At 59.2% G+C, this 26,463-nt stretch carries 22 protein-coding genes and 2 pseudogenes; 20 read left to right on the top strand and 4 right to left on the bottom strand.

What is annotated here, in order from left to right; translation table 11 throughout:
* The first annotated feature begins 67 nt into the window (after positions 1-67).
* Complete coding sequence (locus CNE_RS40145; RefSeq protein WP_080569689.1) at positions 68-1,444, top strand: IS30 family transposase; 1,377 nt, start codon at positions 68-70, stop codon at positions 1,442-1,444.
* Here CNE_RS40145 and CNE_RS42520 read toward each other — a convergent pair.
* Positions 1,425-2,329 (bottom strand): annotated as a pseudogene (locus CNE_RS42520) (IS3 family transposase); the annotation flags it as partial. The gene CNE_RS40145 and the pseudogene CNE_RS42520 overlap by 20 nt on opposite strands.
* 1,615 nt (positions 2,330-3,944) lie before the next feature.
* Positions 3,945-4,856 (bottom strand): LysR substrate-binding domain-containing protein, encoded by a 912-nt coding sequence (locus tag CNE_RS34525; RefSeq protein ID WP_013959400.1) that lies wholly within the window; start codon positions 4,854-4,856, stop codon positions 3,945-3,947.
* A gap of 184 nt (positions 4,857-5,040) precedes the next feature.
* Between CNE_RS34525 and CNE_RS34520 the strand changes: the two genes are divergently transcribed.
* From CNE_RS34520 to CNE_RS34475, 10 genes are all read left to right on the top strand, one after another.
* Positions 5,041-5,700, top strand: coding sequence for an RraA family protein (locus CNE_RS34520; protein WP_041229080.1), 660 nt, complete (start codon positions 5,041-5,043; stop codon positions 5,698-5,700).
* Between the two features lie 21 nt (positions 5,701-5,721).
* Positions 5,722-6,402 carry an RraA family protein gene (locus tag CNE_RS34515; protein WP_013959398.1) on the top strand — a complete coding sequence of 227 codons (681 nt, stop codon included), beginning with the start codon at positions 5,722-5,724 and terminating at the stop codon, positions 6,400-6,402.
* Positions 6,402-7,046, top strand: coding sequence for an RraA family protein (locus CNE_RS34510; protein WP_013959397.1), 645 nt, complete (start codon positions 6,402-6,404; stop codon positions 7,044-7,046). Before CNE_RS34515 ends, CNE_RS34510 begins: the two co-directional genes overlap by 1 nt.
* Positions 7,047-7,137: 91 nt before the next feature.
* Positions 7,138-8,115, top strand: a complete 978-nt coding sequence (locus tag CNE_RS34505; protein ID WP_013959396.1) for a threonine ammonia-lyase — start codon at positions 7,138-7,140, stop codon at positions 8,113-8,115.
* Positions 8,116-8,176: 61 nt separating this feature from the next.
* Entirely contained in the window at positions 8,177-8,638 is a 462-nt protein-coding gene (locus CNE_RS34500; protein ID WP_041229079.1) for a RidA family protein, read from the top strand.
* Positions 8,639-8,787: 149 nt separating this feature from the next.
* Positions 8,788-9,690 carry a transporter substrate-binding domain-containing protein gene (locus tag CNE_RS34495; RefSeq protein WP_013959394.1) on the top strand — a complete coding sequence of 301 codons (903 nt, stop codon included), beginning with the start codon at positions 8,788-8,790 and terminating at the stop codon, positions 9,688-9,690.
* A gap of 158 nt (positions 9,691-9,848) precedes the next feature.
* Entirely contained in the window at positions 9,849-10,574 is a 726-nt protein-coding gene (locus tag CNE_RS34490) for an amino acid ABC transporter permease (protein ID WP_013959393.1), read from the top strand.
* Between the two features lie 3 nt (positions 10,575-10,577).
* Positions 10,578-11,243 carry an amino acid ABC transporter permease gene (locus CNE_RS34485; RefSeq protein WP_013959392.1) on the top strand — a complete coding sequence of 222 codons (666 nt, stop codon included), beginning with the start codon at positions 10,578-10,580 and terminating at the stop codon, positions 11,241-11,243.
* A 33-nt stretch (positions 11,244-11,276) separates the two neighbouring features.
* A complete protein-coding gene (locus CNE_RS34480) occupies positions 11,277-12,014 on the top strand; it encodes an amino acid ABC transporter ATP-binding protein (RefSeq protein WP_041229299.1) in 738 nt (245 codons plus the stop codon).
* A 624-nt stretch (positions 12,015-12,638) separates the two neighbouring features.
* A complete protein-coding gene (locus CNE_RS34475; protein WP_013959390.1) occupies positions 12,639-16,085 on the top strand; it encodes a pyruvate carboxylase in 3,447 nt (1,148 codons plus the stop codon).
* Between the two features lie 267 nt (positions 16,086-16,352).
* On the opposite strand, the gene CNE_RS40140 is transcribed toward CNE_RS34475, so the two are convergent.
* Complete coding sequence (locus CNE_RS40140; RefSeq protein ID WP_013959389.1) at positions 16,353-16,580, bottom strand: helix-turn-helix domain-containing protein; 228 nt, start codon at positions 16,578-16,580, stop codon at positions 16,353-16,355.
* Between the two features lie 718 nt (positions 16,581-17,298).
* On the opposite strand from CNE_RS40140, the gene CNE_RS34470 reads away from it, so the two are divergent.
* The 5 genes and pseudogenes from CNE_RS34470 to CNE_RS34450 all read left to right on the top strand — a co-directional run bounded on the left by CNE_RS34470 (position 17,299) and on the right by CNE_RS34450 (position 21,330).
* Positions 17,299-18,630 (top strand): MFS transporter, encoded by a 1,332-nt coding sequence (locus CNE_RS34470; protein ID WP_013959387.1) that lies wholly within the window; start codon positions 17,299-17,301, stop codon positions 18,628-18,630.
* A 133-nt stretch (positions 18,631-18,763) separates the two neighbouring features.
* Positions 18,764-18,998, top strand: a pseudogene (locus tag CNE_RS34465) (alcohol dehydrogenase catalytic domain-containing protein); the annotation flags it as partial.
* Positions 18,999-19,014: 16 nt separating this feature from the next.
* Positions 19,015-19,818, top strand: a complete 804-nt coding sequence (locus tag CNE_RS34460; RefSeq protein WP_013959385.1) for an SDR family NAD(P)-dependent oxidoreductase — start codon at positions 19,015-19,017, stop codon at positions 19,816-19,818.
* A 14-nt stretch (positions 19,819-19,832) separates the two neighbouring features.
* A complete protein-coding gene (locus tag CNE_RS34455) occupies positions 19,833-20,252 on the top strand; it encodes a GFA family protein (protein WP_041229077.1) in 420 nt (139 codons plus the stop codon).
* A 457-nt stretch (positions 20,253-20,709) separates the two neighbouring features.
* Entirely contained in the window at positions 20,710-21,330 is a 621-nt protein-coding gene (locus CNE_RS34450) for a DUF2889 domain-containing protein (protein ID WP_013959383.1), read from the top strand.
* Positions 21,331-21,592: 262 nt separating this feature from the next.
* On the opposite strand, the gene CNE_RS34445 is transcribed toward CNE_RS34450, so the two are convergent.
* Positions 21,593-22,516 (bottom strand): LysR family transcriptional regulator, encoded by a 924-nt coding sequence (locus CNE_RS34445; RefSeq protein ID WP_013959382.1) that lies wholly within the window; start codon positions 22,514-22,516, stop codon positions 21,593-21,595.
* Positions 22,517-22,642: 126 nt separating this feature from the next.
* Between CNE_RS34445 and CNE_RS34440 the strand changes: the two genes are divergently transcribed.
* From CNE_RS34440 to CNE_RS34425, 4 genes are all read left to right on the top strand, one after another.
* Positions 22,643-23,086, top strand: a complete 444-nt coding sequence (locus CNE_RS34440; RefSeq protein WP_013959381.1) for a nuclear transport factor 2 family protein — start codon at positions 22,643-22,645, stop codon at positions 23,084-23,086.
* A gap of 90 nt (positions 23,087-23,176) precedes the next feature.
* Positions 23,177-24,055, top strand: coding sequence for a TauD/TfdA dioxygenase family protein (locus CNE_RS34435; RefSeq protein ID WP_013959380.1), 879 nt, complete (start codon positions 23,177-23,179; stop codon positions 24,053-24,055).
* The gene (locus tag CNE_RS34430; RefSeq protein ID WP_013959379.1) at positions 24,052-24,981 is read left to right on the top strand and encodes a fumarylacetoacetate hydrolase family protein; all 930 of its coding nucleotides are present in this window, start codon (positions 24,052-24,054) and stop codon (positions 24,979-24,981) included. The genes CNE_RS34435 and CNE_RS34430 overlap by 4 nt, the downstream gene beginning before the upstream one ends.
* Before the next feature lie 228 nt (positions 24,982-25,209).
* Positions 25,210-26,364, top strand: coding sequence for an alpha-hydroxy acid oxidase (locus CNE_RS34425; RefSeq protein ID WP_041229076.1), 1,155 nt, complete (start codon positions 25,210-25,212; stop codon positions 26,362-26,364).
* The last annotated feature ends 99 nt before the right edge of the window (positions 26,365-26,463 follow it).

The following is a 26,463-nucleotide window of genomic DNA, read 5'->3' as shown; positions in this document are numbered from 1 at the left end:
ACGGATTCAACCGGTCGTCGCAACACCTTTAATCGAGGAGGTGTTTATGGGACGGCCAGCGGGGTGGATGCAGAAGTTGACAGGGCGAGGAGCGATGCGCTCTCCAGGTGCACCGTCGCATCGGCGTGAGATCGAGCGGCGATTCTGGGCGCAAATCGCAACAGGCATTACAAGTGAGAAGGCAGCAGAGGCGGTTGGCGTATCGCAGGCAGTAGGCGCGCGCTGGTTCCGCTATCGTGGCGGTATGCCACTTTTCATGTCGAACCCTATATCTGGTAGGTATTTGTCGTTCGCGGAGCGAGAAGAGATTGGGCTACTTTCGCTCCAAGGCGTCGGAGTACGCGAGATCGCTCGCCGTATCGGACGCAGCCCGTCAACGGTCTCCCGGGAACTGACGCGTAACGCTGCAACTCGTGGCGGCCAGCTTGAGTATCGGGCTTCAGTTGCGCAGTGGAAGGCGGAACTGGTTGCCAAAAGACCCAAACCGTCGAAATTGGTGACTAACCCACGGCTGCGCCACTATGTGCAAGATCGTTTGGAGGGCAAGGTTTGCGACGCTGATGGCCGTGAAATTTCTGGGCCTCGGCAAGCGCCGTTCAAAGGAAGAAACAAACCGCATCGCGGTGACCGCAAATGGGTCAATGGCTGGTCGCCCGAACAGATTTCCAATCGGCTGCAGATCGACTTCCCGGATGATGAATCCATGCGCATATCTCACGAAGCCATTTACCAAGCGCTCTATATCCAGGGCCGCGGCGCTCTCAAGCGCGAGCTGGTCAGCTGTCTGCGCACTGGGCGGGCGTTGCGCGTACCGAGGGCCAGGGCACAAGCCAAGGCCTGGGCGCATGTTAGCGAGGATGTGATGATCTCTAGCCGGCCTGCAGAAGCGCAGGATCGTGCTGTGCCAGGGCATTGGGAGGGTGACCTGATCATCGGCCTGAACCGATCTGCTATTGGGACGCTGGTGGAGAGATCAAGCCGTTTCACCATGCTCGTCCACGTGCCTCGGGAGAAAGGCTATGGGTCGACTCCCCGGACGAAGAATGGCCCCGCACTGGCTGGCTACGGAGCTGTCACGATGGCCAATGCGCTCAAGAAGACGGTGTCCGACATGCCTGCCCAGTTGTGGCGGTCATTGACTTGGGATCGTGGCAAGGAACTATCCGATCACGCCCGCTTCACCGTCGAGTCCGGGGTAAAGGTATTCTTCGCCGATCCGCACAGTCCATGGCAGCGCGGCACGAACGAGAACACGAACGGTCTTCTGCGACAATACTTTCCAAAAGGCACAGACCTATCCCGTTGGAGCGCTCGAGAGATCCAGGCCGTTGCCAATGCACTGAATACCAGGCCCCGAAAAACGCTTGGTTGGAAGACACCTGCCGAAGCCCTGGACGACTATCTAAAATCTGTTCGACAATCTAGTGTTGCGACGACCGGTTGAATCCGTGCTGACTGCCCCTATCCGAGTGCAGCACCAGTCCCGGCGCTGGCCTTCGCTGCTGCAGCGCCATGCTCAGTGCCGACATCACCAGGTCGGCCGGCATGGTCGGCGCCATCGACCAGCCCACGACCTTGCGCGAGTACAAGTCCAGCACGACCGCCAGATACAGCCAGCCTTGGGCCGTGCGGACATAGGTGATGTCTGAAGTCCAGGCCCGATTCGGCTCGGCCACGTCAAATTGCCGGTTCAGCACGTTCTCTGCCACTGGCAGAGTGTGTTTGCTGTCAGTCGTCGACACGAACTTACGCTTCCAGGTCGCACGCAAGCCCGCTTCGCGCATCAGCCTACGAATCCGGTAGCGGCCAAGGTGCACCCCTTGTTCCCGCACCGCATGCATGACACGCCGGCTGCCGTAGCTCGCGCCGCTCGCAGCGAACGCCGCTTTGACGTGGGTCTGCTCCTGCAGAGTCTTCATGCTTGGCTTGGCGCGGCGGTGCGCATAGTAGCCCGAGCGGCTCACCTGCAATACCCGGCAGGCGTTACTGACCGATACGGCCTCCTGTTGCAAGTGGGCTACCACCCGGTAGCTCACTTCAGTTCCCGCGCAAAGAAGGCCGAGGCTTTTTTTAGCAAGGCGTTGTCCTCGCGCAGTTGCCGATTCTCCGCCTCCAGTTGCCGGATGCGCTGCTGTTCCGCCGTCAGCGGCTTGCCCACGCCAGGCCCGCCGGCGCACTCTGCATCATACTGCGCCATCCAGCGCCGAACGGACGTCTCACCAAGCTCCATCGACCGGCAAACCTCGCTGACCGATAATCCTTGGTCTCGCACCATCCGTACTACTTCCAGCTTGAAGCTGGCGTCAAATTGTCGGCGCCTTCTTGTCATCTATCTTTTTTCCTCGTCGATTCCGGATTGTCCTCCTATCGACCTGTCCGAGGAAATTAGACCACCACACTCATCGCTACACCGCGGTCGAGATCCCAATCTGTCTGGTGACTACGCCTTGTGGCTATGGCCGGCCGAGTTGGGAGGCTGGTGTGGTCTGACGAATGCTACCTTCCGGAGGATTAGTTGGAGTGCTGGCACGAGCCTACCGACTTGACTTGACCGGTCGGCCGTTGACGTCGGGCGAGCTCCCAGTGGCTCGTGGAACTGCTGCATGGCCGGGGGTCCCTGCCGAACTCAGGGCGGCTCGGCGCCGAGCAAGCCCGTTCTCGTTATGGCGAGCGGCTTCCTGCTTGCCCCTAAGCGGTTCGGAATGAAGCTGACGACCGGTGCAGAATTCGCAATCCGGGCTGCTCGGCGAACTATTCGATGGCGTGCGGGCATATGTCGACCCGACGCCGTACGACCCGCGCCGGCACGACCGGTAAGTTGCTGCTGCCCCGCGACACCCAACGTCGGTCAGGAATCGTAGTAAGAGGTCCGCCTCCTGGTGGCCCCACGCATCAAGGTCGCTGTCTGCCAGCGGGCGTCAAAGCCCGTGTTGCGAAAGGCAGTGCAAGTGGTAATTCGCGAACCGACCGGAGGCGTGAATAAAGTGCCGGAAGGAATCCAGTGACTCGTCTCACGCGTGAGCGAGGGACGCCAGGTAGCCGAGCGACAAGACGCGCCGACGCTTGGAAGGCGGAAGTCGCGGGCTGGACGCCGGTCATCAAGGCCGCAGGAGTCTACGCCGAGTAGCGCGGCTAGAACGAACCGGCGGTTCCAGTCTACTCAGGGAGTAGGGCGTCAACAAGAACGCTGGTTCTCAGACGACGGATGCGGGGGTCAACGAAGTACCCTCCGCCTTCCACGTAGCGCAAATACACTCGCTGGCACGCGCTGCATTCCGAGACGGTGCACCGGTTGTACGGATAGTAGAGTGGAGCAATCGGTGCTTTGGCTGACCAGAGGGTTGTGCCGTGAGGGTGGTACTCCGCAAATGTCGCCTCGGTGTAGATGTCGCGAACCAGGGTGCCAATGACGCTAAGCTGTTGCTCTGGGAAGGAGACGGGCAAGGAGGTCCATTCATCGAGCTCAGGGGCGCTGCACGCACAATCGGAAGTCACAGCATCAGTGCGGCGGGCGAGGGATTGCAGGGAGTCAAACTGCAGGTGGGTTTCGTTTTCCACGGGGAGTTGCGTAATAGGACAGACTTTTCAAAGCCAACCGTCGCATCATACAGCCGCATCGGATATCAGCTATTTTCGAGCTTTGCTGGCGCTGGCGGCAATTGGTCTGGTTCGAAAGCCCAAGACTCCACCCCGCACGCCAGTAGCTCATCTCAATTCTTCAAGAACAGGTGCTGAGCTTTGGGGTTGCCAGATGCATTCTCTGAGCAATCGATGGCCTTGGAAGCTTCTTCCTGGAGCTTAGACTCGCACCTTATATCCCCGCCCAGAAGGCCCTGAAGGACGGGGTTTTATGGTGCTAACGGATAAAAGGTCAGCCAAGCTGGTCGCCTTATGGCAGAAAAGGGAGAATTTCGGGGCCTTTCCTACCTAAAGGGCGCCGCGGATCAACGACGACCGCTCTGTTGCTTCAGCCATGCCACTGCCACATCAACCATTGGGTGGTAACGGTTGGCATTCCATGCGAGCGCAGCTGCAACTACCATGATCCGCTCTTTCAGCGGACGAATGACCACACTTTCCGGAGCCAACTTGCGCATTGACGAGGGCACTAGAGCCACGCCTTGGCCGCATCCGACGTAAGCAACTTGAGAAGTGATTGTTCGGACCTCATGCAAAACTCGGGGAATGAACCCATGGGAACGGCAAACTGATGTCAGCAGATCGAAGTAGACAGGGCTCCGCTCCCTAGACGACATCACAAGTGATTCGGTCGCTAGCGACCGAAGACTCACCCTGGGCAGCGCGGCAAGTGCGTGATCTTTAGGTAGGGCCACGGCAAGCCGGTCTTCCGCCAGGGGCATCGTCGCAATGCCATTCCCTACCTCGCCATCCAGGCGAACGAAAGCCAAATCGAGCTCCCCTGCCTCCAGGCCCGGAATCGCCTCGACGCTGTCGATTTCCTTGACGAACACTGTCAGATCCGGATGCACCTGCTTGAGCGCGTCAAGCAAAGGTGGCACCGATTCGAGCATGGCCGAGGTGACGGCTCCGATATGCAACACGCCAGACTGGCCGGAGGCAACCTCGCGAACGACACGCTCCAACCGCTCAACTTGGCCGGCGAACTGACGCACGGCCGGCAGGATCGCCGCCCCCGCCGGACTCAGCTGGGTGCCGCGCCGGGAGCGTTCGAACAAGTGAAGCTTAAGTGCCTGTTCCAGCACCTTAATCTGCTCCGTCAGTGGGGGCTGTGACATGTTAAGTCGCTGGGCAGCGCGTCCGAAGTGCTGCTCCTCGGCGACTGCCAGGAACATCCATAACTGTCGTATCAGCCGGAAGTCGATCGTATTGTTCATAGGTGTATCCACACATGTAGTTTCGCGCCAGCTCCGAGCCGGAATCTGTGGCGAGCGATGCTGGAGGCGCACTAGCGCCGGCTATCCTGTTCCAAAAATCGTATCACAGAGATATCTACTTCAGAATTTACATATTAGCAAGTCGATACCATGATTCCTGGGAACCTTCATGAGACCCAGCGCAATGATCCAGCTCTCCCTACTCGACCGCCTTGCATCGCTCGACACGAACACCGTCTCCGATGCGCTTGACTTTCTCGGGCTTTCTGGTGCGACCTATGGGCTTCGGCCTCTTTGGGACTGTCCAAAGATCGTCGGACGCGCCAGCACTATCCAGCTCGGCCCGAAGGCTGATGCAAAGCCCACCGTACATCTCATCTCGCCGGTAATTGATGCGGTCACCACAGATGACCGCGTCCTCGTGATCGCTGGAGGCGTGGACGGCATCTCCTGTTGGGGTGACATCCTGGCCAACGCGGCATATATCAAGCAAGTGCGTGGATCGGTCATTGACGGTATGAGCCGCGACATCGAGGGCAGCGAGGCCATTGGCTACCCGGTCTATGGGCGCGGCGTGACCATGATTAGTGCGCGCAACCGGGTGATTCAAATTGATTCCGGCAAGCCCGTTCAGATGGCTGGCGTGACCGTCCATGAAGACGATTACGTGATCGCCGACCGGTGCGGCACGGTGTTCGTTCCCGCTTCGCGCATCGAAGAGGTGCTTGACCTGAGCGAGCGCATCGCCAAGCGACAAGACGGCATGGTGGCCGCCGTCTGCGCCGGCCGCTCGGTAGCTGAGGTTATGCACGACAAGGAATTCGAGGCCATCCGCGCCCAATAGCAAATTCTTCCTGGAGCTCCAATGACGAATTCCCTCAAAGCCAATGCCGAAGACCAGGAACTGGTCGCGCTCTTCGCCGGCCTGGACACGCCCGGCGTCTCGGACGCCATGGACAAGCTAGGCCTGCACGGTCAAGCGCTCGACATCATGCCCTTGGTTGACTACACGAAGGTTGTCGTAGGTCCGGCGTTCACCGTCAAGTACGTGCCCGCCAGCGTGCCGCCAGGCACCGTCGGAGACTTCATCGACGACGTCGCGGAAGGCGATGTAGTCGTGATCGACAACGACGGCCGCACAGATTGCACCGTCTGGGGCGACATCATGACCCAGTACGCAGGGCTGCGCCGCATCGCTGGCACGGTAATCGACGGCGTCTGCCGCGATGTGAACAAGGCAATCGGCGACAACTACCCGTTGTTCACGGCGGGCCGCTTCATGCGTACCGGCAAGGACCGCGTGCAGGTCGAATCAGTAAACGCCACGGTGGGGATTGGCACTGTGCGTGTGGCTTCTCGCGACATCGTCGTGGCGGACGCCAATGGCGTCGTTATCGTCCCGCGCGGCCGTGCGCGCGACGTAGCCGAGACGGCCCGCAAGATTGAAGAGACCGAATCACGCATTCGTGAACAACTGGCGCAGGGCAAGACGTTGGGCGAGGCACGAGCGGCGCTGGGTTACCACACACTGCAAAGGAAGGCCTAATGTCTACGATCAAAAGCTATGAAGCAGCAACGCTAGAACAGGCACGCCAGCTGGGTACCTCCACGTTGTACGAGGCTTCAGGCCTGACCACCAGTTCGGTCGACCCAGCTATCCGCACGGTATGGGCGGGCGCTTCGGTTGCCGGTCCTGCCTATCCGCTGGAGTGCTCGCCCGGCGACAATCTGTCCATCCACATTGCCATGGAAAAGGTGCCGCGCGGCAGCGTGCTCGTTGTCTCGACTGGCGGCTTCGTTTCTGGATACTGGGGCGAAGTGCTGACTGTGGCAGCCGAAGCGGCCGGAGTGATCGGTCTGGTCATCGATGGCGGCGTGCGGGACATCGCAGCCCTTACGGCGCGGCGCTTTCCTGTGTTCACCCGTGGCATTTCCATGCGCGGAACAATCAAGGCCAATTCAGCTTCGGTCGGCCAGCCGATTAGCTTTACCGGTACGCCGGTAGCGGCTGGCGATTTGGTGGTGGCCGATGATGATGGCGTCCTGGTAATTCCAAGGGCCTACGTCGAGAACACACTGATCCGCGGCCAGTCCCGCGCCGATAAGGAAGCGAAGATGATGGACGACTTGCGTGAAGGTCGCAGCACGCTGGAGCTGATGGGGCTTACGAGCTGGAGGGACGGCCAATGACCGCCCCGTCCTTCCTGGCAGCGGCCCGCCCCTCGGCTACTTACAGAGTCATGGACCGCGTGGTATTGGCCTTGCAATCAACGAGGCGGATATGAGTGAGTTCAACATCCAAGCCATCAGGCAAGCGGCTTCTCGCTTGCAGGGACGAGTGGTACGCACCCCCTTGCTGGAGTCCCCAATGCTCAGCGAGCGCGCGGGCTGCCGTCTGTTCGTCAAGGCGGAAGCCCTGCAACTGACGGGTTCCTTCAAGATCCGCGGTGCGCTTAACAAGATCCTGTCTATGGATGAGGCTGCAAGGGGCGCTGGCATCGTCGCGTTCTCTGCAGGCAATCATGGTCAAGGCGTTGCCGCAGCTGCCCGCACAGTTGGTTGCCCCGCCGTGATCGTGATGCCAAATACGGCGCCGCGTATCAAGATGAACAACTGTCGGTGGTGGGGCGCGGAAGTGGTGACCTACGACCCGCAAACGGAGGACCGTGTCGAGGTCGCGGAAGGTGTCGCCCGGTTACGTGGAATGACTGTTGTTCCGCCATTCGATGACTACGACATCATGGCCGGACAGGGGACATGTGGGCTGGAGATCGTCGAACAGTTGAATGACTTACATGTCACGCCAGACATGATCGTTATCAACTGCAGCGGCGGCGGGCTGGCCTCCGGTGTCTCTGAAGCCGTTAAGGATGCTTTCCCTGACACCAAGATCTTAATTGCGGAGGTGCTCGGCTACGAGAAAGTCGCGCGCTCCCTGGTCACTGGCATACCGCAGAGCAATCCTTCGGTGCCGAAGACAGTTCTCGACGGCATCGCCGGTCCGACGGCAGGCGAGAAAACTGTCGCGGTGCTGCGTCGACACCAGGCCAAGGGGATAGGGGTGAGCGATGAGGATGGGCTGGCTGGCGTTGCCGCCGCATTCAAAATGCTCAAAATCGTAGTCGAACCGGGCGGTGCCGCTGCACTGGGTACCGTACTAGCAGGAAAGATCGATGTCGCGGGAAAGAACGTGGTGGTCATCGCCTCCGGTGGAAACGTTGATCCCGCTGTCTTCTCCTTGGCGCTGGAACGGTGCTGACACGCCTTGTTGCAAGGTCCGATCCGCAGAATACCCTCAATCGCGAACGACTCATACCATCATGAATCCTGAACAACGACTCCAGACCGCCGGCCTGTCGCTGCCTGCCGCGTATTCGCCGTCCGGCAATTACCTGCCCTTCCGGCGCGCCGGCCAGCTCCTCTTCGTTTCGGGGCATGGGCCGCGGCTCGATAACGGAACCTACATTGCCGGGCAGCTCGCCACGCCCGACGATGTGCCGGCTGGCTATGCGGCTGCTCAACTCGCGACGCTCAACATGCTGGCAGCCGTGAAGCTGGCGGTGGGCGACCTTGGCAAGGTGCAGGCTGTGTTGAAGGTCCTAGGCCTTGTCAACTCCACCGCGGATTTCAAACAGCATCCGAAGGTGATCGATGGCTGTTCGGACACCCTCGTCGCCGCATTTGGAGACGCCGGTCAACACGCCCGCTCTGCCGTAGGCATGGCATCTCTCCCACATGGAATGATGGTGGAGGTGGAAGCGGTATTTCTCGTACAGGATTGAAAGGAAACGCGTCTGAACCACCACAACCCTGCCCGTCAATTGCACGGGGTGTCGCAGGAAGACACCTCCACCGTATCCAGGCGCGACTGATCTCAGCTAAAGCCGGATAGACGCATTCAACGGATACATCATCTCGGAGATATTCAGAAATGAAGAAACATATCCTTGCTTTCTCGGTGGTCCTGCTGACCACGGGAGCTGCTTGTGCGCAGAGCAATGACACGCTTGCCAAGATCAAGGCCTCCGGCAGCATTACCCAAGGCGTGCGTGAGGCTTCAGGTGCCTTGGCCTATACCTTGGGCAACGGTGTCTATACCGGCTTTCATTACGACGTCTGTACCAACGTCATCCGCGATATCCAGAAGCAGCTTGGTCTTACACACCTGGAAACCAAGTACGTTCCCGTAACTTCGGTCAATCGGATACCTCTTGTGAAGAACGGTACCGTCGACATCGAGTGCGGCTCCACCTCCAATACCCAGGCCCGGCAGAAGGAGGTGGCTTTCGCCAATACGCTATATGTCGAGGAGGTACGCATGGCCGTCAAAGCCGATTCCGGTATCAACTCGCTAGGCGATCTCAACGGCAAGACGGTCGTCACTACCACCGGTACGACGGCGCTGCAAGTGGTGCGCCAGAACAAGCGCGCTAAGAATATCGACTTCCGTGAAATCAGCGGCAAGGATCACTCCGATAGTTTCCTGCTCCTCGAAACGGGCCGCGCGGATGCCTTTGTATTGGACAGCCAGGTCTTGGCGGGCAGTATTGCCATGGCGAGAAATCCCAAGAGCTTCAAGATCGTCGGCGAGCCTCTGTCAATTGAACCTATTGCCATCATGATCCGCAAGGATGATCCCGCCTTCAAGAAGGTGGTCAACGACAGCATTTCTCGCCAAGTCAAGGACGGCACAGTAGCAAAGCTCTATGACAAGTGGTTCATGAGGGCCATCCCTCCCTCGAACACCGCCCTCAATCTGCCGGCATCCGCCGCCACGAAGGCCGCCTGGGAAAGCCTCAACGACAAGCCTGCGGAGGCCTACAAGGCCGACTGAACGGGCGAGCTTCTACATGCACAGCCGGCTGACCTGAATCGTTGTAATTAGGACGCGCCACACATCCGCTTCCACAAGCGGGTGTGCTTGTGCATGCATGCTGCGACACCGTGCCCCTCGCGGGCACGCCACACTACCAAAGAGATTAGGAGCGTCCTATGGGAATCGATTGGGACTGGCAAGTCTATTTTCAGGATCCCGGCACATTTCCCACGTACTGGCAATGGATGATGTCGGCCTGGGGATGGTCTGCCTCCGTCGCCGTGCTGGCGCTGATCATCGCCTTCATTTTGGGGTCGATCATCGGCATCTTGCGCACACTTCCCAACAGCCCGGTGCTGTCGGGTTTCGGCGCCGCTTGGGTGGAGCTTTTTCGTAACATTCCGCTGCTCGTGCAGATTTTCCTCTGGTACCACGTCATGCCGGTAATCGTGCCCGCGATGAAGGGCATCGACAACTTTGTCCTGGTGGTCATCGCGCTGGGCGTGTACACCTCGGTGCGGATCGCCGAACAGGTGCGCTCAGGCATCCTATCCCTGCCTCGCGGCCAGCGCTACGCGGGCATGGCGCTCGGGTTTACGACGCTGCAGTACTACCGCTACGTGTTGCTGCCGATGGCCTACCGCATCGTCATTCCGCCGCTGACCAGCGAAGCTATGAACGTGTTCAAGAACTCGTCGGTGGCTTTTGCCGTGTCAGTAACCGAGTTGACCTGGTTCGCCATGCAGGCGGGCGAAGAAACTTCGCGTCCCATCGAAATCTATGCGGGGGTAACTGTGCTCTACATCATCTCCGCCTTGACCATCAACCGGATCATGGCCTTTATCGAAAGGCGTTCGCGCGTTCCAGGCCTTATGTCCTTGGCAGGCAGTGGAGGGCATTGAGCGATGGAACTCGATCTTTCCTTCTACAGCTGGGAGATCATCAGCAACTACGTCCTCAAGGGGTTGTACTTCAGTGTGATTCTGACTGTGGTCGCCACGGCCGGCGGCATCCTGTTCGGCACCCTGCTGGCTCTCATGCGCCTGTCGGGTTGGAAGGCCCTGACTACCCCAGCGACCATCTATGTCAACGGCATGCGCAGTATCCCCCTGGTCATGGTGTTGCTTTGGTTCTTCCTGCTGGTTCCGCTGCTGATCGGCCGACCCATTGGCGCAGAGGTTGCGGCAGTCATCACCTTTGTCGCCTTCGAGGCTGCGTACTTCAGTGAGATCATGCGAGCGGGCATTCAATCCATCCCGCGCGGTCAGGTATCCGCCGGACAAGCGCTAGGCATGACCTATGCCCAAAATATGCGCCTGGTGGTCCTGCCGCAAGCGTTCCGGAATATGGTACCGGTGTTGCTAACGCAGACAATCATCCTGTTTCAGGACACGTCGCTTGTCTACGCCATTGGTGCCAACGACGTCCTTAAGGGCTTTGTGGTCGCTGGCACAAACAAGGGCCGTCCGGTGGAAAGTTACCTACTGGCGACCGTCTTTTATTTCGTCGTTTGCTTTGCGCTTTCCTATCTGGTCAAGCGCCTGCATCGGAAAATTGCCATTATCCGCTGAGCGGACATTGAGGACACAGCTATGTCTCAATCCATGATCGAAATCAAGAACGTCTCCAAATGGTATGGCTCCGCGCAGGTGCTCCATGACTGCTCAGTGAGCGTCAAGAAAGGCGACGTGGTGGTGGTCTGCGGCCCTTCCGGCTCCGGAAAGTCCACCCTTATCAAGACAGTCAACGCGCTCGAACCTTTCCAGAAGGGCGAGATCACTGTCAACGGCATCAAGCTTCACGATCCGAAAACTAACCTCCCGAAGCTCCGTAGCCAGGTCGGGATGGTATTCCAGCACTTTGAACTATTTCCGCATCTGTCGGTGACGGAAAACCTGACAATCGCGCAGGTCAAGGTGCTGGGACGCAGCCCCGTCGAGTCGAAGGCTCGTGGCCTGAAGATGCTTGACCGTGTAGGCCTCATGGCACACAAGGACAAGTTCCCCGGCCAACTCTCGGGGGGGCAACAGCAGCGTGTGGCCATCGCGCGTGCATTGTCCATGGACCCGGTGGTCATGCTGTTCGACGAGCCGACCTCAGCACTCGATCCCGAAATGGTGGGGGAGGTGCTGGACGTGATGGTGAAACTGGCCAACGAGGGCATGACCATGATGGTCGTCACCCACGAGATGGGCTTCGCGCGCAAAGTTAGCAACCGCGTGGTCTTCATCGACGTTGGCGGACACATCCTTGAGGACTGCAGCAAAGAGGAATTCTTCGGCGACCCTGGCTCGCGCAAGCCTCGGACCAAGGATTTCTTGGACAAGATCCTGCAGCACTAACATAGATGTCGGTTGGGCGGAGCCTGGACTAGTCGTGCAGCATCTTCTCGGTCCATCGGGTCGCCGTTCGGCCTTCCAAAGGGGCCCGCCCACAAACCGCTAGCCGTGTCGATTGACGTCCTTTCGCCCTAAAGGACGGAGATTCCTTCGGCAAGAAAGGCACTTCGGCCCCCCAACTTCTTACGAAGCCTTTATCACTGCGGCTTGATCGGCCGCTGTGGCAGAGGCTTGTCCACGCGAAAGAGCCGAGCACACGAGATATTCTGCGCCGTCAAAATGCATAGCCGTTCCCTTCGCCACCGTATGAGGCGTCACATACGGCGCAAACCGTTGCGGGGGGTTTGGTGATGCTTTCGGCTTAGATGAATGGCTGCTTTAGGAAAACGATATTGTCCGAGTCGCCCGTCACTGCGAGACTTGGTGGGATTCGCGGGGGGGCAGCCGAATCCCATCGTTCGTGGCTGCCATGGCAGCCTGAGCGCAATCATCACGAAAGGGCTGCTATGCACCCTTTTGATGCAGTTACCGTTGTTTCCATGAAGCATGTGGCTGACCTCCTCAAGGAGGCGGGCCTGACGACCTCCTGACTTTCGTACGCGCGCTTCCACTTTCCCGACACGCAAGATGAATAGAATCCGTAGCCTTCTAATCGCGAACCGCGGCGAAATCGCAATCCGGGTGATGCGCGCAGCCGCCGAACTTGGCATTCGCACTGTCGCCATCTATTCCTATCAGGACCGCTTCGCACAGCATCGATTCAAGGCGGACGAAAGCTACCTGGTAGGCCAGGGCAAGAAGCCCGTGGAGGCCTATCTCGATATCGAAGACATTCTGCGGGTAGCCAAGGCGGCGGGCGTGGATGCGGTCCATCCGGGCTACGGCTTCCTTTCCGAAAATCCGGACTTCGCAGAGCGCTGCGGCCAGGAAGGCATCGCGTTTGTCGGCCCGAAGCCCGCGGTGATGCGGGAGTTGGGTAACAAGGTTGCCGCGCGTGAGTTGGCGCAGCGGGTGGGCGTGCCGGTGGTACCTGCCACTAGCGCGCTGCCGCACGACTTGGAACAGGCCACCAGACTCGCGGCGGAGATTGGCTATCCCCTGATGCTGAAGGCAAGCTGGGGCGGCGGCGGGCGCGGCATGCGCGCAATCCACCAAGAGGGCGACTTGGCCGAGGCGATTGCTGCAGCGCGGCGCGAAGCCAAGGCCGCTTTCGGCAACGACGAGGTCTATCTCGAGAAGTTCATCGCGCGGGCCAAGCATGTCGAAGTGCAGATCCTTGGCGATACCCACGGCAATATCGTCCATCTCTTCGAGCGCGATTGCTCGGTGCAGCGGCGCAATCAGAAGGTAGTCGAGCGAGCACCCGCGCCGTATCTGGACAATCTCGGGCGAGAGGCGCTGTGTGAGGAAGCGCTGAAGCTAGCGCGGGCGGTGTCATACACCCATGCTGGCACGGTCGAGTTCCTGATGGATGCCGACACGGGCGAGTTTTACTTCATCGAGGTTAATCCACGGATCCAGGTCGAGCACACGGTGACTGAGGAGGTGACTGGGCTCGATATCGTTAAGGCTCAAATTCGCATCACAGAAGGGGAGCGTATCGGAGATGCGTCCTCTTCCGTTCCGCGCCAGAAGGACATCATACTGCGCGGGCATGCCGTACAGTGCCGTGTTACCACGGAGGATCCGGAGAACGGCTTCGCACCGGACCACGGCAAAGTGACGGCCTATCGTAGTGCCGCTGGGCTCGGCATCCGCCTGGACGCGGGCACCGCCTATACCGGCGCCGTTGTGACGCCGTACTACGACTCTCTGCTGGTCAAGGTGACCTGCAAGGGCCGAGATGCGGACGAGGCCAACGAGCGCATGGGCCGCGCCCTGCGTGAGTTTCGGGTCCGCGGTGTGGCGACAAACTTGGCGTTCCTCGAGAACGTTATTGAACATGAGGAATTCCGATCAGGGCGGTGTACCACGCGCTTTATTGACAATACGCCGGAGCTGTTTAACTTCCGTCAGCGTCGCGATCGCGCGACCAAGCTGCTGAACTTCATCGCTGACGTCAATGTCAACGGAAACCCAGACGTCAAGGGACGCGACGCGCCTTCCAGGATTGTGATGTCGCATCCGTTACCCGCACCGACCCAGGCCGACTCGGTACCCGAGGGGACTCGGACCTTGCTGGCGAAGCTCGGACCGCGAGCGTTCGCCGGATGGATGAAGACTAGCGAGGCGGTTTTGCTGACCGACACCACCATGCGGGACGCCCACCAGTCGCTGCTGGCCACGCGGATGCGAACCAAGGATATGACCGCGATCGCGCCGTATTACGCGCGGCAGTTGCCCGGCCTGTTCTCAATGGAGTGCTGGGGCGGCGCCACATTTGATGTGGCAATGCGGTTTCTGAAGGAGGATCCATGGCAAAGGCTCGAGGCGCTGCGAGCAGCCGTACCTAATATCCTGTTCCAGATGCTGCTGCGCGGCTCCAACGCAGTTGGCTATACGAATTACGCTGATAACGTAGTTCAGTATTTTGTCAAACGAGCCGTCGCCGGCGGCGTCGACCTGTTCCGAGTGTTTGACTCGTTCAACTGGGTCGAGAACATGCGCGTGGCGATTGATGCGGTGCTCGAAACCGGCGCTCTGTGTGAAGGTACCATCTGCTACACCGGCGATCTATTCGACCGCTCGCGCGGAAGATATGGCATTGGGTACTACGTTGAGCTGGCCAAATCCCTGGAAAAGGCTGGCGTTCATATCCTGGGTCTGAAGGACATGGCTGGGGTATGCCGGCCGGGGGCCTCGAGCGCGCTCGTAAAGGCGCTAAAGGAAGAGGTCGGGCTGCCGGTTCACTTTCATACGCACGATACCAGCGGCGCTTCGGTCGCCTCAGTGCTGGCGGCGGTCGAGGCCGGCGTCGATGCGGTGGACGGCGCAATGGATTCTATGAGCGGGATGACTTCCCAGCCGAGTCTTGGGGCAATCTGCGCGGCGCTCGAGCACAGCGCCCGAAAGCCAGCGGTTGGCTATCGGGACCTGCAGCCGTTCTGCAGCTACTGGGAATCTGTGCGCAGGAATTATGAGCCTTTCGAGGCCGATATGCGCGCGGGCACCTCGGATGTCTACCGGCATGAGATGCCGGGCGGCCAGTACACCAACTTGCGGGAACAGGCGCGCTCGCTCGGCTTGGAGGCACAGTGGCCGGATGTTGCGCAAGCTTATGCAGACGTCAATGTCCTGTTTGGGGATATCGTCAAGGTCACCCCGTCGTCCAAAGTCGTTGGCGACATGGCGCTACACTTGGTCGCCAACAAGCTGTCGACGGCCGATATCCTGGACCCAGAAAAGGAAGTGTCGGTGCCGGACTCAGTGATATCTATGTTCCGAGGTGAGATGGGCTATCCGTCCGATGGTTTTCCGGAGGTGCTGCAGCGGAAGCTGCTGCGCGGAGCGGCGCCCATTGAAGGCAGGGCTGGCGCACATATTCCAGCTGTGGACCTGGAGGCCGCTCGCCGGCAGGCAGAAGCGGATGTCGGCCGGACGCTGTCCGACAACGATCTTGCGTCCTACCTGATGTATCCGAAGGTTTTCAAGGACTTCTGTGCCCACCAGGAGCAGTATGATGATGTCTCGATTCTGCCGACACCCGTGTTTTTCTATGGCCTGAAAGCCGATCAGGAAATCTCGGTGGAACTGGAGAGGGGCAAGACGCTATACGTGGGTTTCAACGCACAGGCTGAGGCCGACGAGCAGGGTGGCGTGCGTCTGTACTTCCACGTCAACGGGCAACCTCGTCCCGTGCGCACAGTGAAGCGTCAGCAAGGCAAGCCTACTCAGACCGAGCGGATGGCCGATCCCAAGGACCCGTTGCAGGTCGCGTCGCCTATGCAGGGTAGCGTCATTTCGGTGAGCATCAAACCGGGTCAGGCCGTTGCCAAGGGTGACACCCTTGCGGCCATCGAGGCGATGAAGATGGAGACCAGTGTTGTGGCTGAGGCGAGCGGCACCGTCAAGAGCATCCTGGCGCAGCCCGGTACGCTGGTGCGGGCTGGACAGTTGCTGATCGAACTGCAATAGCCGCAGGGAATGGGCCGAGTCCTAATGGGGCCGGCCCTCCAGGCTGTCCTCTCGGCCGCGCAACAGCTCAAGCGGACCCATAAGTGAGTCCTCGAAGGACCTGACATCCTTCCTGCGTGGAGGAACAGAACCGGTCGGCAAGTCTGCTTTTTGGCGACGACGTTTCGTCGCCAAGCGAGTCATGACGATTGAATCGCGCCCGGAGCAGATCAATGTCCTACCCTGAGTCCGCTGAGAGAACCTTGATGCATACGCGCACCGTGACCTTCAGTGGCTACATGCGCGACGACGACTTAGGGGACCTTGAGGCGAGACGTCGGTCAAAGACACGCTCTTGGTCGTGCGCATCAGCAACTGGGCTCCAAGAGTCTCTTCGAGCCAGGCCACATGCTTGGTGACATCGCCTTTGGAAATGCCGAGCCGCTGTGCTGTAGCCGAAAAGCTTCGTCCTTGGGCAACTTCAATGAAGACTTCGATGCAACGCAAACGGTCCACGGATGTTTGCTTTTTTTCCGAATTGAGAACTGTATTTTCTCACCTTTTTTCTTCCGAAGGGTAGGCCCGGTTGGTAATCTTCACCAATCGCAACGTCTTTTTACTTAATCAGGAACAATTCCATGGCAGATAGCGCCACTCTTCTGCTGTCACCATGCCTGCAACTACTTCGCCTGCCCGGTTAAGGGCGAGAGCTTGTCAGAATTCCGACCCACGCACTCACGAGTGAGCGCAATGTCGTAAAGGTGGCGGTCGCCGTGCCGCACGAGATTGCGGGGGTTGCGGCGTTCAGACCGGCGGGCGCAATTATACGCTCACCGAAGTGAATTGGGCCGAAAGGCTCTTAATGAACGACCGGGGCAGATCCGCCGGGCAGTTAGCCGCCGCCAAGATTCAGGGGCGCACTTTGCAAGAGGCGGAGCGTGGGGATAAAGGTAGATGACGCGGGGTGTCCTTGCGCCGAAGCCCGTGGGTAGTTCGTCCTGCCATTTCCGACAGTGCCGTGAGCTATTGCGGAAATTTCGGTGCCACGGCCATCGTCAAGCCGCCTGCTGAATATATCGCCTGACTCCCTTCTAGCGCTTAGCGCTCCAAATTCAAGGCGGTGACGTCTAGGGATGCAGCGCGCTTGATAAGGATCTTCGATGTGCGGCAGGAGGGGGCGAGCACGTCGAACGCGAATGAAAGACAAAATTCCAAAAAATTATGAGGAGACGTGATGGAAAAAATCGATATCCGGCTGCTTGCCGATTCCGCACCCATGGGGCCACTGCAGCGGTGGGCGGTGTTCCTGTGCGGCCTGATCTTGCTGATTGACGGCTACGACCTAACAGTTATCGGCGTCGCGCTGCCTTCTCTGATGGTGGATCTGAAAATCGAGGCGAGCGCGGCAGGGGTGCTGGCTAGTGCTGCGCTCGGCGGCATGATGCTCGGTGCCATGGTGCTGGGCACACTGGCCGAGCGCATCGGCCGTGTCAAAGCCATCGCCATCAGCGTTTTCATTTTCAGCTTCTTCACGATGGCCTGTGGCCTGGCGAACGACGTGTGGACGTTCGGCATGCTGCGCTTCGTCGCTGGGTTGGGGCTCGGCGGCGTTCTGCCGGCGGTGACGGCCACCATCACGGAGTTCGCTCCGCAGCGTTTGCGCTCGTTTATCACCACGGGAGTTTTCGCCGCCTATTCGGTGGGCAGCATCCTGGCTGCGCTGCTGGGCCGTTTCCTACTCGAAAGTCTGGGCTGGCAAGGTGTGTTCTATCTGGCGGGTCTCCCGGTACTGCTCATCCCCGTGCTGCTGAAGTATCTGCCCGAGTCGGCAGCGGTGCTCCAAAGCCGGCACGATTCGAAGAGCCTGCGCGAACTCGCCCTCCGCATCGTTCCATCGCTGCAGCTCGCAGCTTCTGCCGAAGTGTATGCACCAATGCCAGAAAAGAAATCTAAGGTTCCTGTAGGCGGGCTGTTTCAGGAGGGGCGAGCCTTTAGCACGCTGATGCTATGGATCGGCTTCTTCTCAGGTCTGTTCATGTTCTATGCGCTGAACTCGTGGCTGACCAAGCTAATGGCAATGGCAGGATACAGCCTGAAATCGGCGCTGATGTTCCTACTGCTGCTCAATTGCGGCGCGGCTATGGGCAGTTTCTGCAGCGGCTGGGTTGCAGACCGGCTTGGCATTAAGCGCGTACTCACCTCGATGCTTGTCTTCGGCGCACTTGCGACCGCTCTGCTGGCTCAATCTATGCCGCAGGAGGCGATTGCCGTGCTGGTCTTCATTGTCGGCTTCACCATGGTGGGTGGGCAGGGGCTGGCCTATGCCTATGTGGGGCAGTTCTATCCGGCATCTGTGAGTTCGACCGGTGTCGGCATGTCTGCCGGTGTGGGCCGCATTGGCGGCATAGCGGCGCCCATCATAATCGGTACGCTGATTTCATTGCAGTTGCCGCATGCGCAGAACTTTTATGTGATTGCCACGTTTGGCTTGCTCCAGGCTGTGGCCTTCGCACTCATCAATAACCGCGTGGCCGCATTCTGCCAGGCACGGGAAGTCGCCGCGTGACAGACGGATCTTTCCAACGGAAACGATCGCCGTGAGTTGATGCGACCGTCATTCTTTGCCTGCACGCGCCACGGGCGCTGTCGATCGTCACCCAAGAAATTCGTTCTTAAAGATGAATAGGGAGCACATTGAAATGAAAGTCGCCGTACGGCATCAGCTGGCACTCGATGCCCATTGAGGAAGTCGTCATCGCCAAGCCAGGTTCGCGGGAGGTGCTGAGTCGCACCGCCGCCGTGGGTCTGTGCCATTCCGACCTTCATTTCTATGATGGCTCCTACCCGCACCCGCTAGCTGTGGTGCTAGGCCACGAAGCGTCGGGCGTCGTCGAAGCTGTCGGCTCGCTGGTGTACACGGTCGTCGTGTTCGACCAATGAGTGTGAATGTATGGGAGATATGACCGTGGCAGGCACACATCAAGACAAGACCATCATCGTCACCGGCGCAGGTTCGGGCATCGGTCGGGCTACGGCGCGCCTTCTGGCGTCGCAAGGCGCCACGGTTTTCGCCACCGACCTTAGCCGCGATGGCTTGGCCGAAACCGCTGGCGCGGCTGGCTGCATCAGGACCGTGGTCCACGACGTCACCGAGCAGCAGGACTGGAACCGGCTGTTCGAACAGATTGGCGAGGAAGGTGGACAGCTTCATGGGCTGGTCAACAACGCCGGTATCATGCTGGCTGGATCTTTTGAACGGTCCTCCATCAAGGATCTGTGGAGGCAATACCGCGTCAACGTCGAAGGTCCGTTTATGGGCATGCAAGGCGCGCTGCCGCTTATGCGCAACCGCATCCGCACGCACGGTGGTACGGCCGCCATCGTCAACGTCTCCTCAATCTTTGGCCAGATCGCGGGGCCGCGTTATGCCGCCTATTCAGCCAGTAAGGGTGCGATTCTGATGCTGAGCAAGGCGGCGGCGGTCGAGCTAGCCTCCGAGGGAATTCGCGTCAATACCGTTCACCCGGGCCCGACAGCTACTGCCTTGGGCGCATCGCACGAGCCTCCGCGCGATGCGCATGGCCAGCCCATGACCCGCGAGCAGGCGTTGGCCCAGTGGCACAGCCGCATCCCTATGCGCCGTTTCGGTCAGGCCGACGAGGTGGCCGCGACCATCGCCTTTCTTCTCAGCGATGCGGCGGCCTACGTCAGCGGTGCTGAAATGGTGATTGATGGCGCCTATACGGCGTGCTGATGTGAAAGGACAATTTGAGCCAGTCATCTCAACCTGAACACCACGGCGGTTGTCTCTGTGGGCGGAGGCGCTATCGCGTTGTGGGTACCTTGTCAACTGTCGTTGCCTGCCACTGCAGCCACTGCCGCCGCAGTTCGGGCACCGCCTACTCCCTGAACTTGCTGATCGACGATGCGCAGCTTGTGTGGACGGGCGACGAGCCTGCGGCGTATGACGACCGCAGCGACGCCGGCCGCATCGTTACGCGTATGTTCTGTGATTGTTGCGGCTCGCCGCTTGCATCCCGCGCCGACATGCTACGGGGCAAGCTGGTGCTGAAAGTCGGCAGCCTGGACGTTCCTATAGTTGATGTGCCAAAGGCGCAGGTCTGGACCGACTCCGCGCTACCTTGGGCGGTCTTTGAGGGAATTCCCAGCTTTCCGAAGGGGCGGTGACTGGGGCGGCAACAGATGCGATGGTCGCCGCGGGGGCCCACCTACTGGCACAGGTTCGATGTGCGGTAATCAACGGCGACCTAACCGAAAGCGGCCATTCACATGTCGAGTCGTGTTTAGCTGCACTGCGCCCTTCATGGCGGAGTGCCTTTCAACAGCCTGCTAAAGGGGCCGGCCCTCCAGGCTGTCCTCTCGGCCGTGCAACAGCTCAAGCGGAACCCATAAGCGAGTTCTAGATGGACCTGACATCCTTCCCGCGTGGAGGAACAGAACCGGTCGGCAAGTCTGCTTTTGGCGACGACGTTTCGGTAGATCGTCAATTTTGACGATGCGAGGGACCCCGGTCGTGGACTAAACTGCGCTTCGCTGGCGACCCGTTTCAACATCGTGGTCGAAATAGCCAGGTCACCTGACCGCCAAGCGAGTCAGACGGTAGAATCGCGCCCGGAGCAGATCAATGCAATACCCTGAGTTCGCTGAGAGAATCTTGATGCATACGCGCACCGTGACCTTCAGTGGCTACATGCGCGACGACGACTTATGGGACCTTGAGGCGAGACTCAGCGATGTGCGAGGCTACGACTCATTGGGACTCGATGATCACTCAATTCAAGCTGGTGAACCGGTCCACGACATGCGCATATGTGCCACTCTGGACAGCAACTTAGTGATTCACGGCATGACATGTACGATGGCGGCAAGACCTGTCCTAACGTGCGAAAGGGCTCAGGCCGCGCTCCAAGGCTTCATCGGCCTCACGATGGGGAAGGGTTGGCGCCGGGAGATCGAGGCTCACATGGGCGGTGCTATGGGTTGCACGCACTTGCGCGAGCTATTGTTCAGTATGGCAACAGCGGCTTATCAAACCATCCCGGTTTATCACGCGCAGTTGGTTCGCAAGGGAGAGAGGGCGGCCGACAAGCAGGATGAGGCGCCACGTCATCTTGGCCAGTGCATGACTTGGGAGCTGAGCGGAGATCTCGTTCGGCGCCTTCATCCGCAGTACTTTACCGCCAAAGTCGCTACGCCTGGCGAGGCAATTGCAATCAATTCTGCCGAGCGCAATGGAGAGTATTGAGGGAGCTGTGCACTCCGCCCGGCGGCTCGGGTAGTAACGCCTTGGTTAATCTCCTTTGCGGTTAGCATGATGGGTAAGCCGCATGGATAGTGCTAACCATTTCTGGCCGTCCCAAGGACGGATGGGGTGTGCTTAGGACGAGGCGCCGGACGCACTGCTTCCTGCGCATTAAGAGTCGCTGCCGCAGCCTAGAACTCTACCGATCAGCCGTGCTAAGAAAGATCACCCCCGCGTGATAAAAGTACGCCTACAGCGGTTTGAGCTATTTCAGGGCATCGGGTTCTTGTTGCCACTCGACCATTCCGGCAAAGCGCACCTTCAGGAAGTCGATAAAGGCCCGCACGCGTGTCGGCAAGTGGCGCCGACTGGGAAATACGGCGAACACGTCCAGGGCTGTCGGCTGATACGCTGCTAGAACTTGCCTAAGGCGCCCCTGTTGGATATCGTCCGCGACCATGTATGTCGGGTGCATGGCAATACCGTGGCCCAGGATGGCGGCATACCGTAGTGCTTCGCCAAAGTTGGCGCGTATGGTGCCGTTTACGCGAACTGAAACATTACCCTCCGGCCCGGTGAAAGACCAGATATTGGTAGGCGCCTTCAACGTATGCACCAGGCAATCGTGATGCACGAGATCTTGTGGCGTCTCAGGATGCCCTCGATTGGCCAGATAGCGGTCTGACGCCACCAGGATCTGCGGTACAACCGCGAGTTTCTGGGCGACGTAGCTGGTATCTCGCAGTGAGGAAGCAATCCGCAGAGAAAGATCGAGACCCTCGCTGACTAGATCGGATCGGCCGTCGTCGAGATACAGAACGACCTGGACATCGGGGTGTAGTGCAGAGAACGCTGTCAGCAATGGAACCAGATGGAAGGCACCGAAGGAGGGCGGGCACCCCACACGTAGCGCCCCCTTCGTTGAGGTGACCGAGCCCTCTATCGCCGCCTCGGTTTCCTCGAATCGCTCCAGCAAATCTCGCCCATTCTCCAATAGGGTCAGGCCGGCGTCGGTCAGGGACACGCTCTTTGTCGTGCGCATCAGCAACTGGGCTCCAAGAGTCTCTTCGAGCCAGGCCACATGCTTGGTGACATTTCCTTTGGAAATGCCGAGTCGCTGTGCTGCAGCCGAAAAGCTTCGGCCTTGGGCAACTTCAATGAAGACTTCGATGCAACGCAAACGGTCCACGGGTGTTTGCCCTTTTTTCCAAATTGAGAACTGTATTTTCTCACCTTTTTGCTTCCGAAGGGTAGGCCCGGTTGGTAGTCTTCACCAATCGCAACGTCTTTTTACTTCTTAATCGGGAACAATTCCATGGCAGATAGTGCCACCCTTCTGCTGTCACCGTGCCTGCAACTATTACACCGGTTCTTCCATTGCCTCGACCAATCGAGATACGAGCAGTTGATTTCTCTATTCGAGCCGGACGCTGTCTGGAACAGGCAAGGTGTGGAGTTGCGCGGCCACGATGAGATTCGTTTGGCGCTGGCCACGCGCTCAGCCACGCAACGCATTCGCCATGTCTTGAGTAATTCCTTCGTGGCGGTGGAAGAGGGAAATATGGCACGGCTGACTTCCTATATGACTGTCTACCGCTTTGACAATGGCGTCCCGCCGCTCGGGCCCGTTACTATCAACGGACCCATGCAGATGTACACAGTGGATGCCTCGGTGCGACTGACACCCCAGCGCGTCGGCATAGTGAAGCTCGAGATCACGCCTGAATTCCGGTTTGCGAGGAACGTAGCCGTAGATTGATGCCAGTTTGATATCGCGTTGGCGAATCAAATGGATTCGCAGGCCTGATGCCTATGTGGCTAGGCAGATAACCCATATTGAGGAACCCCCATGAAGATTTTACCTAACCCCCAAGGCTTCGGCGCCTGCATCGAAGATGTTGATTTGTCCGGTCCCCTGAGCGATGCCGAGCAAACAGAGATCGAGTACGCACTCTGTCGGCATGGTGTGATCAGCTTTTCGGCGCAAGACCTTTCCGCGCCCCAATTAAAGGCATTCAGCACACGCTTTGGGAAGCTGGAAGTGAATGTGGCCGGAAACTATCAGGAAGCCGGACTGCCGGAAGTAATGATCCTGTCGAACATTGTCGAGGACGGTAAGCCGATCGGCCTGGCTGATGCCGGTCAGGATTGGCATACCGACATGTCGTACAGCAAGGTGATCGCCTACTGCAACATACTTTATGGGATCGAAATTCCCCACCGCGATGGTGAGCCCCTCGGATGCACTGAGTTCTCCAATATGCACGCGGCGTATGAAGATTTGCCTGAAAGCCTCAAGACGAGGCTGGAAGGCATGACCGTGCTGCACGATTTCAGTAAGTTCTGGGAGATGATGCGCAGCGAGAAGGGCAGCCAGCGTCCGCCTTTGACGGAAGCGCAGCGCGCTGCCAAACCTCCTGTATCACATCCAATTTTCCTAACCCACCCCATCACAGGGAAGAAGGTCTTGTATGCGAACCCGGGCTATTCGGTGCGGATCAACGAATTGCCGGAGGCAGAAAGCGCCCGCGTGCTTGCGCTTCTGTTCGAGCATCAACTGAAGCCCAAGTACAGATACCGCCATCGCTGGGCCGTGGGCGACGTGCTGATGTGGGACAACATGGGCACGATTCACAACGCCGTGGCCGACTATAGGCCGGACGAACGACGCCTAATCAAGCGTTGCCAAGTAATGGCAAATCGCTTCTTCGACGAGGCGGCGGCATGAAATTAATGACCTACCGGAAGCGCGACGGAAGCATTGCTGTGGGCGTTTTGGTGGACGCCGGGCAGATCCTGGATGTCAGTGAGTGGCTGCGTTCTATGCCAGTCGCCGCCGAGGCCGAGATCCATTGCCTCGCCGCTGGAGTTCCTGTGGCGTCAAGCGGGATGCCGCGGTTGCTGCAAGGCGGCGCACCTGCTATGTCGGCGCTGGCTCGGCACGTGCGCACTATGCAGGAGAGCGGCCAACTTCTGCTGGATGATCTTGAATACGTCACTCTGTGCGCTCCTGTGCCGCGACCCGGGAAAATCGTCGCAATCGGCCGTAACTATGCCGACCACGCCAAAGAAACCGGCATTGCACCTTTCACAAGGCCCCGAGTCATTGCTAAATTGCCGTCGTCGGTGGCAGCCCATGGTGAGGCCATTCGCTGCCCTGTGGAGGTGTCAAAGCTCGATTTTGAAGCCGAGCTTGCGGTCGTTATCGGAAGCTATGCCAAGGACATTTCCGAGGAGAAAGCCTTGGACATGGTCGCCGGCTACACAGTGCTGAACGACCTGAGTGCGCGTGAGTTCCAGTTTGACGTGGAGCCGGCCCAAACCACATTCGCCAAAAGCTTCGACGGCTTCGCACCAATGGGGCCTTGGCTTGTTACTCGCGACGAGATAACCGATCCGCAGGCGCTTGAAATTACGGCATGGTTGAACGGGGAAGTGATGCAGCGAGGCCACACCGGCGACATGCTGTTCTCTGTTGCGACGCTAATAGCTTATCTGTCTCGGCACATGACGCTGGAACCGGGCGACGTGATCGCGACCGGCACGCCCGCTGGTAGCGGGGGATTCCGCTTGCCACCGCGATATCTTAGACCTGGGGACTCCCTTCGCCTCGAGGTATCCGCCGTAGGTACCCTGGAACACACGATCATTTAGGCGAACGGTATGGGCCATCTCTGACGTCGAAAGAGTGAATTAAGTACCATTGGTAGTGCTCGTCACAGCGGGCATTTCATCGGCGCCGCGGAAAATTGGCTTTGTCCTTCGCAGACGCAGTCAAATGAAAATAGGGCTATTCGGCTGATGAAAGGGCCATGCGGTTGGTTAATCCACGCCCGCCCGCGCCAATCTAAGCCGGTCGACTCAAGCCGGACTGAACGAGACATGAATGCATACTCAATAGCGGACTTGCGCCACATCGCCAAGCGGCGGCTGCCGAGGGCGATCTTCGATTTCTTTGACGGCGGAGCCGAAGATGAAACGACGCTGGACGCCAATGTGCTGGCTTTCCGGCGAATCCGGCTCGCTCCGCGCGTATTGGTTAACGTCGCCGAAATTGATACCACCACTACGATCCTAGGGGAGCCGTCGGCGATGCCATTGGCGATTGCCCCGACCGGCGCAGTAGGCTTTGGATGGCACGATGGCGACGTCGCCATCGCGCGTGCAGCCGCTGCTGCTGGCATTCCCTACACGCTGTCCAGCACCGCTACCGCGTCAATCGAGCGAATTGCGAATGCCGCTCCAGGTCGACTGTGGTTTCAAGCGTATATCCTGCGCAATCAGGCCTACCTACACGCACTGATCGAAAGGGCGAAGGTGGCGGACTATGAAGCGTTGGTGATCACTGTAGACCTGCCCGTGGGCGGCAAGAGAGAGCGCGATTTCCGTAACGATTTCCGTGTGCCGTTTCGCTTCACGCCGAAGAACGTGCTGGATTTCGCCACTCGGCCACGCTGGCTCGGCAGCTTGCTGGCCCACGGCATGCCGGTTATGGAAAACCTGCGAGGGCTTGAGGCAGAAGCGCACAGTGCCCATGCCATCGCGTCATCAGTCGGACGAAACTATGATCCGACCTTCGACTGGGACCGCCTGCGGCAGATTCGTGACCTCTGGCCGCGCAAGCTGGTGATCAAAGGCATTCTGCGGCCAGATGACGCCGTGCGCGCGGTGGATATCGGTTGCGATGCCGTCGTCGTGTCCAATCACGGCGGTCGTCAACTAGACGGCGCAGCGGCTGCGCTAGACGCGCTGCCATTCGTGACTGCGGCTGTGCGTCACCGGGTGCCCGTGCTGCTGGATGGCGGCGTGCGGCGAGGCGCCGACATCCTGAAGGCGAAGGCCTGTGGCGCGGAGGCCGTGCTTGTGGGTCGGGCGACGTTGTACGGGGTTGCAGCGGCGGGAGAAGCCGGCGCTCGTCGGGCGATTGAGATCATCAAAGATGAATTGGTACGGTCGATGCAATTGTGCGGCGTGACATCAAGCGGGGCAGTAGGGCCCGACGTGATGTTCAAAGGTGTTCTACCCCCTCGATGTTGACCCAGATGGAGCTTGAGACAAGCCGAGCAACGGGCCGTCGCGTTAGGGACTGTATTAGCCGCGACGACGAGCAGGGAGGGTAACTGGGCGTGATGTCCG

This window comes from Cupriavidus necator N-1, from assembly GCF_000219215.1.
Lineage (GTDB): Bacteria > Pseudomonadota > Gammaproteobacteria > Burkholderiales > Burkholderiaceae > Cupriavidus > Cupriavidus necator.
This window is presented reverse-complemented; position numbering and strand designations above follow the sequence as displayed.

What these genes read in the sequence shown, in the direction of transcription:
- CNE_RS40145 (WP_080569689.1), top strand. Translation starts at nt 68, where the DNA reads ATGCAGAAGTTGACAGGGCGAGGAGCGATGCGCTCTCCAGGTGCACCG.
- CNE_RS34525 (WP_013959400.1), bottom strand. Translation starts at nt 4,856, where the DNA reads ATGAACAATACGATCGACTTCCGGCTGATACGACAGTTATGGATGTTC.
- CNE_RS34520 (WP_041229080.1), top strand. Translation starts at nt 5,041, where the DNA reads ATGATCCAGCTCTCCCTACTCGACCGCCTTGCATCGCTCGACACGAAC.
- CNE_RS34515 (WP_013959398.1), top strand. Translation starts at nt 5,722, where the DNA reads ATGACGAATTCCCTCAAAGCCAATGCCGAAGACCAGGAACTGGTCGCG.
- CNE_RS34510 (WP_013959397.1), top strand. Translation starts at nt 6,402, where the DNA reads ATGTCTACGATCAAAAGCTATGAAGCAGCAACGCTAGAACAGGCACGC.
- CNE_RS34505 (WP_013959396.1), top strand. Translation starts at nt 7,138, where the DNA reads ATGAGTGAGTTCAACATCCAAGCCATCAGGCAAGCGGCTTCTCGCTTG.
- CNE_RS34500 (WP_041229079.1), top strand. Translation starts at nt 8,177, where the DNA reads ATGAATCCTGAACAACGACTCCAGACCGCCGGCCTGTCGCTGCCTGCC.
- CNE_RS34495 (WP_013959394.1), top strand. Translation starts at nt 8,788, where the DNA reads ATGAAGAAACATATCCTTGCTTTCTCGGTGGTCCTGCTGACCACGGGA.
- CNE_RS34490 (WP_013959393.1), top strand. Translation starts at nt 9,849, where the DNA reads ATGGGAATCGATTGGGACTGGCAAGTCTATTTTCAGGATCCCGGCACA.
- CNE_RS34485 (WP_013959392.1), top strand. Translation starts at nt 10,578, where the DNA reads ATGGAACTCGATCTTTCCTTCTACAGCTGGGAGATCATCAGCAACTAC.
- CNE_RS34480 (WP_041229299.1), top strand. Translation starts at nt 11,277, where the DNA reads ATGATCGAAATCAAGAACGTCTCCAAATGGTATGGCTCCGCGCAGGTG.
- CNE_RS34475 (WP_013959390.1), top strand. Translation starts at nt 12,639, where the DNA reads ATGAATAGAATCCGTAGCCTTCTAATCGCGAACCGCGGCGAAATCGCA.
- CNE_RS34470 (WP_013959387.1), top strand. Translation starts at nt 17,299, where the DNA reads ATGGAAAAAATCGATATCCGGCTGCTTGCCGATTCCGCACCCATGGGG.
- CNE_RS34460 (WP_013959385.1), top strand. Translation starts at nt 19,015, where the DNA reads ATGGGAGATATGACCGTGGCAGGCACACATCAAGACAAGACCATCATC.
- CNE_RS34450 (WP_013959383.1), top strand. Translation starts at nt 20,710, where the DNA reads ATGCAATACCCTGAGTTCGCTGAGAGAATCTTGATGCATACGCGCACC.
- CNE_RS34440 (WP_013959381.1), top strand. Translation starts at nt 22,643, where the DNA reads ATGGCAGATAGTGCCACCCTTCTGCTGTCACCGTGCCTGCAACTATTA.
- CNE_RS34435 (WP_013959380.1), top strand. Translation starts at nt 23,177, where the DNA reads ATGAAGATTTTACCTAACCCCCAAGGCTTCGGCGCCTGCATCGAAGAT.
- CNE_RS34430 (WP_013959379.1), top strand. Translation starts at nt 24,052, where the DNA reads ATGAAATTAATGACCTACCGGAAGCGCGACGGAAGCATTGCTGTGGGC.
- CNE_RS34425 (WP_041229076.1), top strand. Translation starts at nt 25,210, where the DNA reads ATGAATGCATACTCAATAGCGGACTTGCGCCACATCGCCAAGCGGCGG.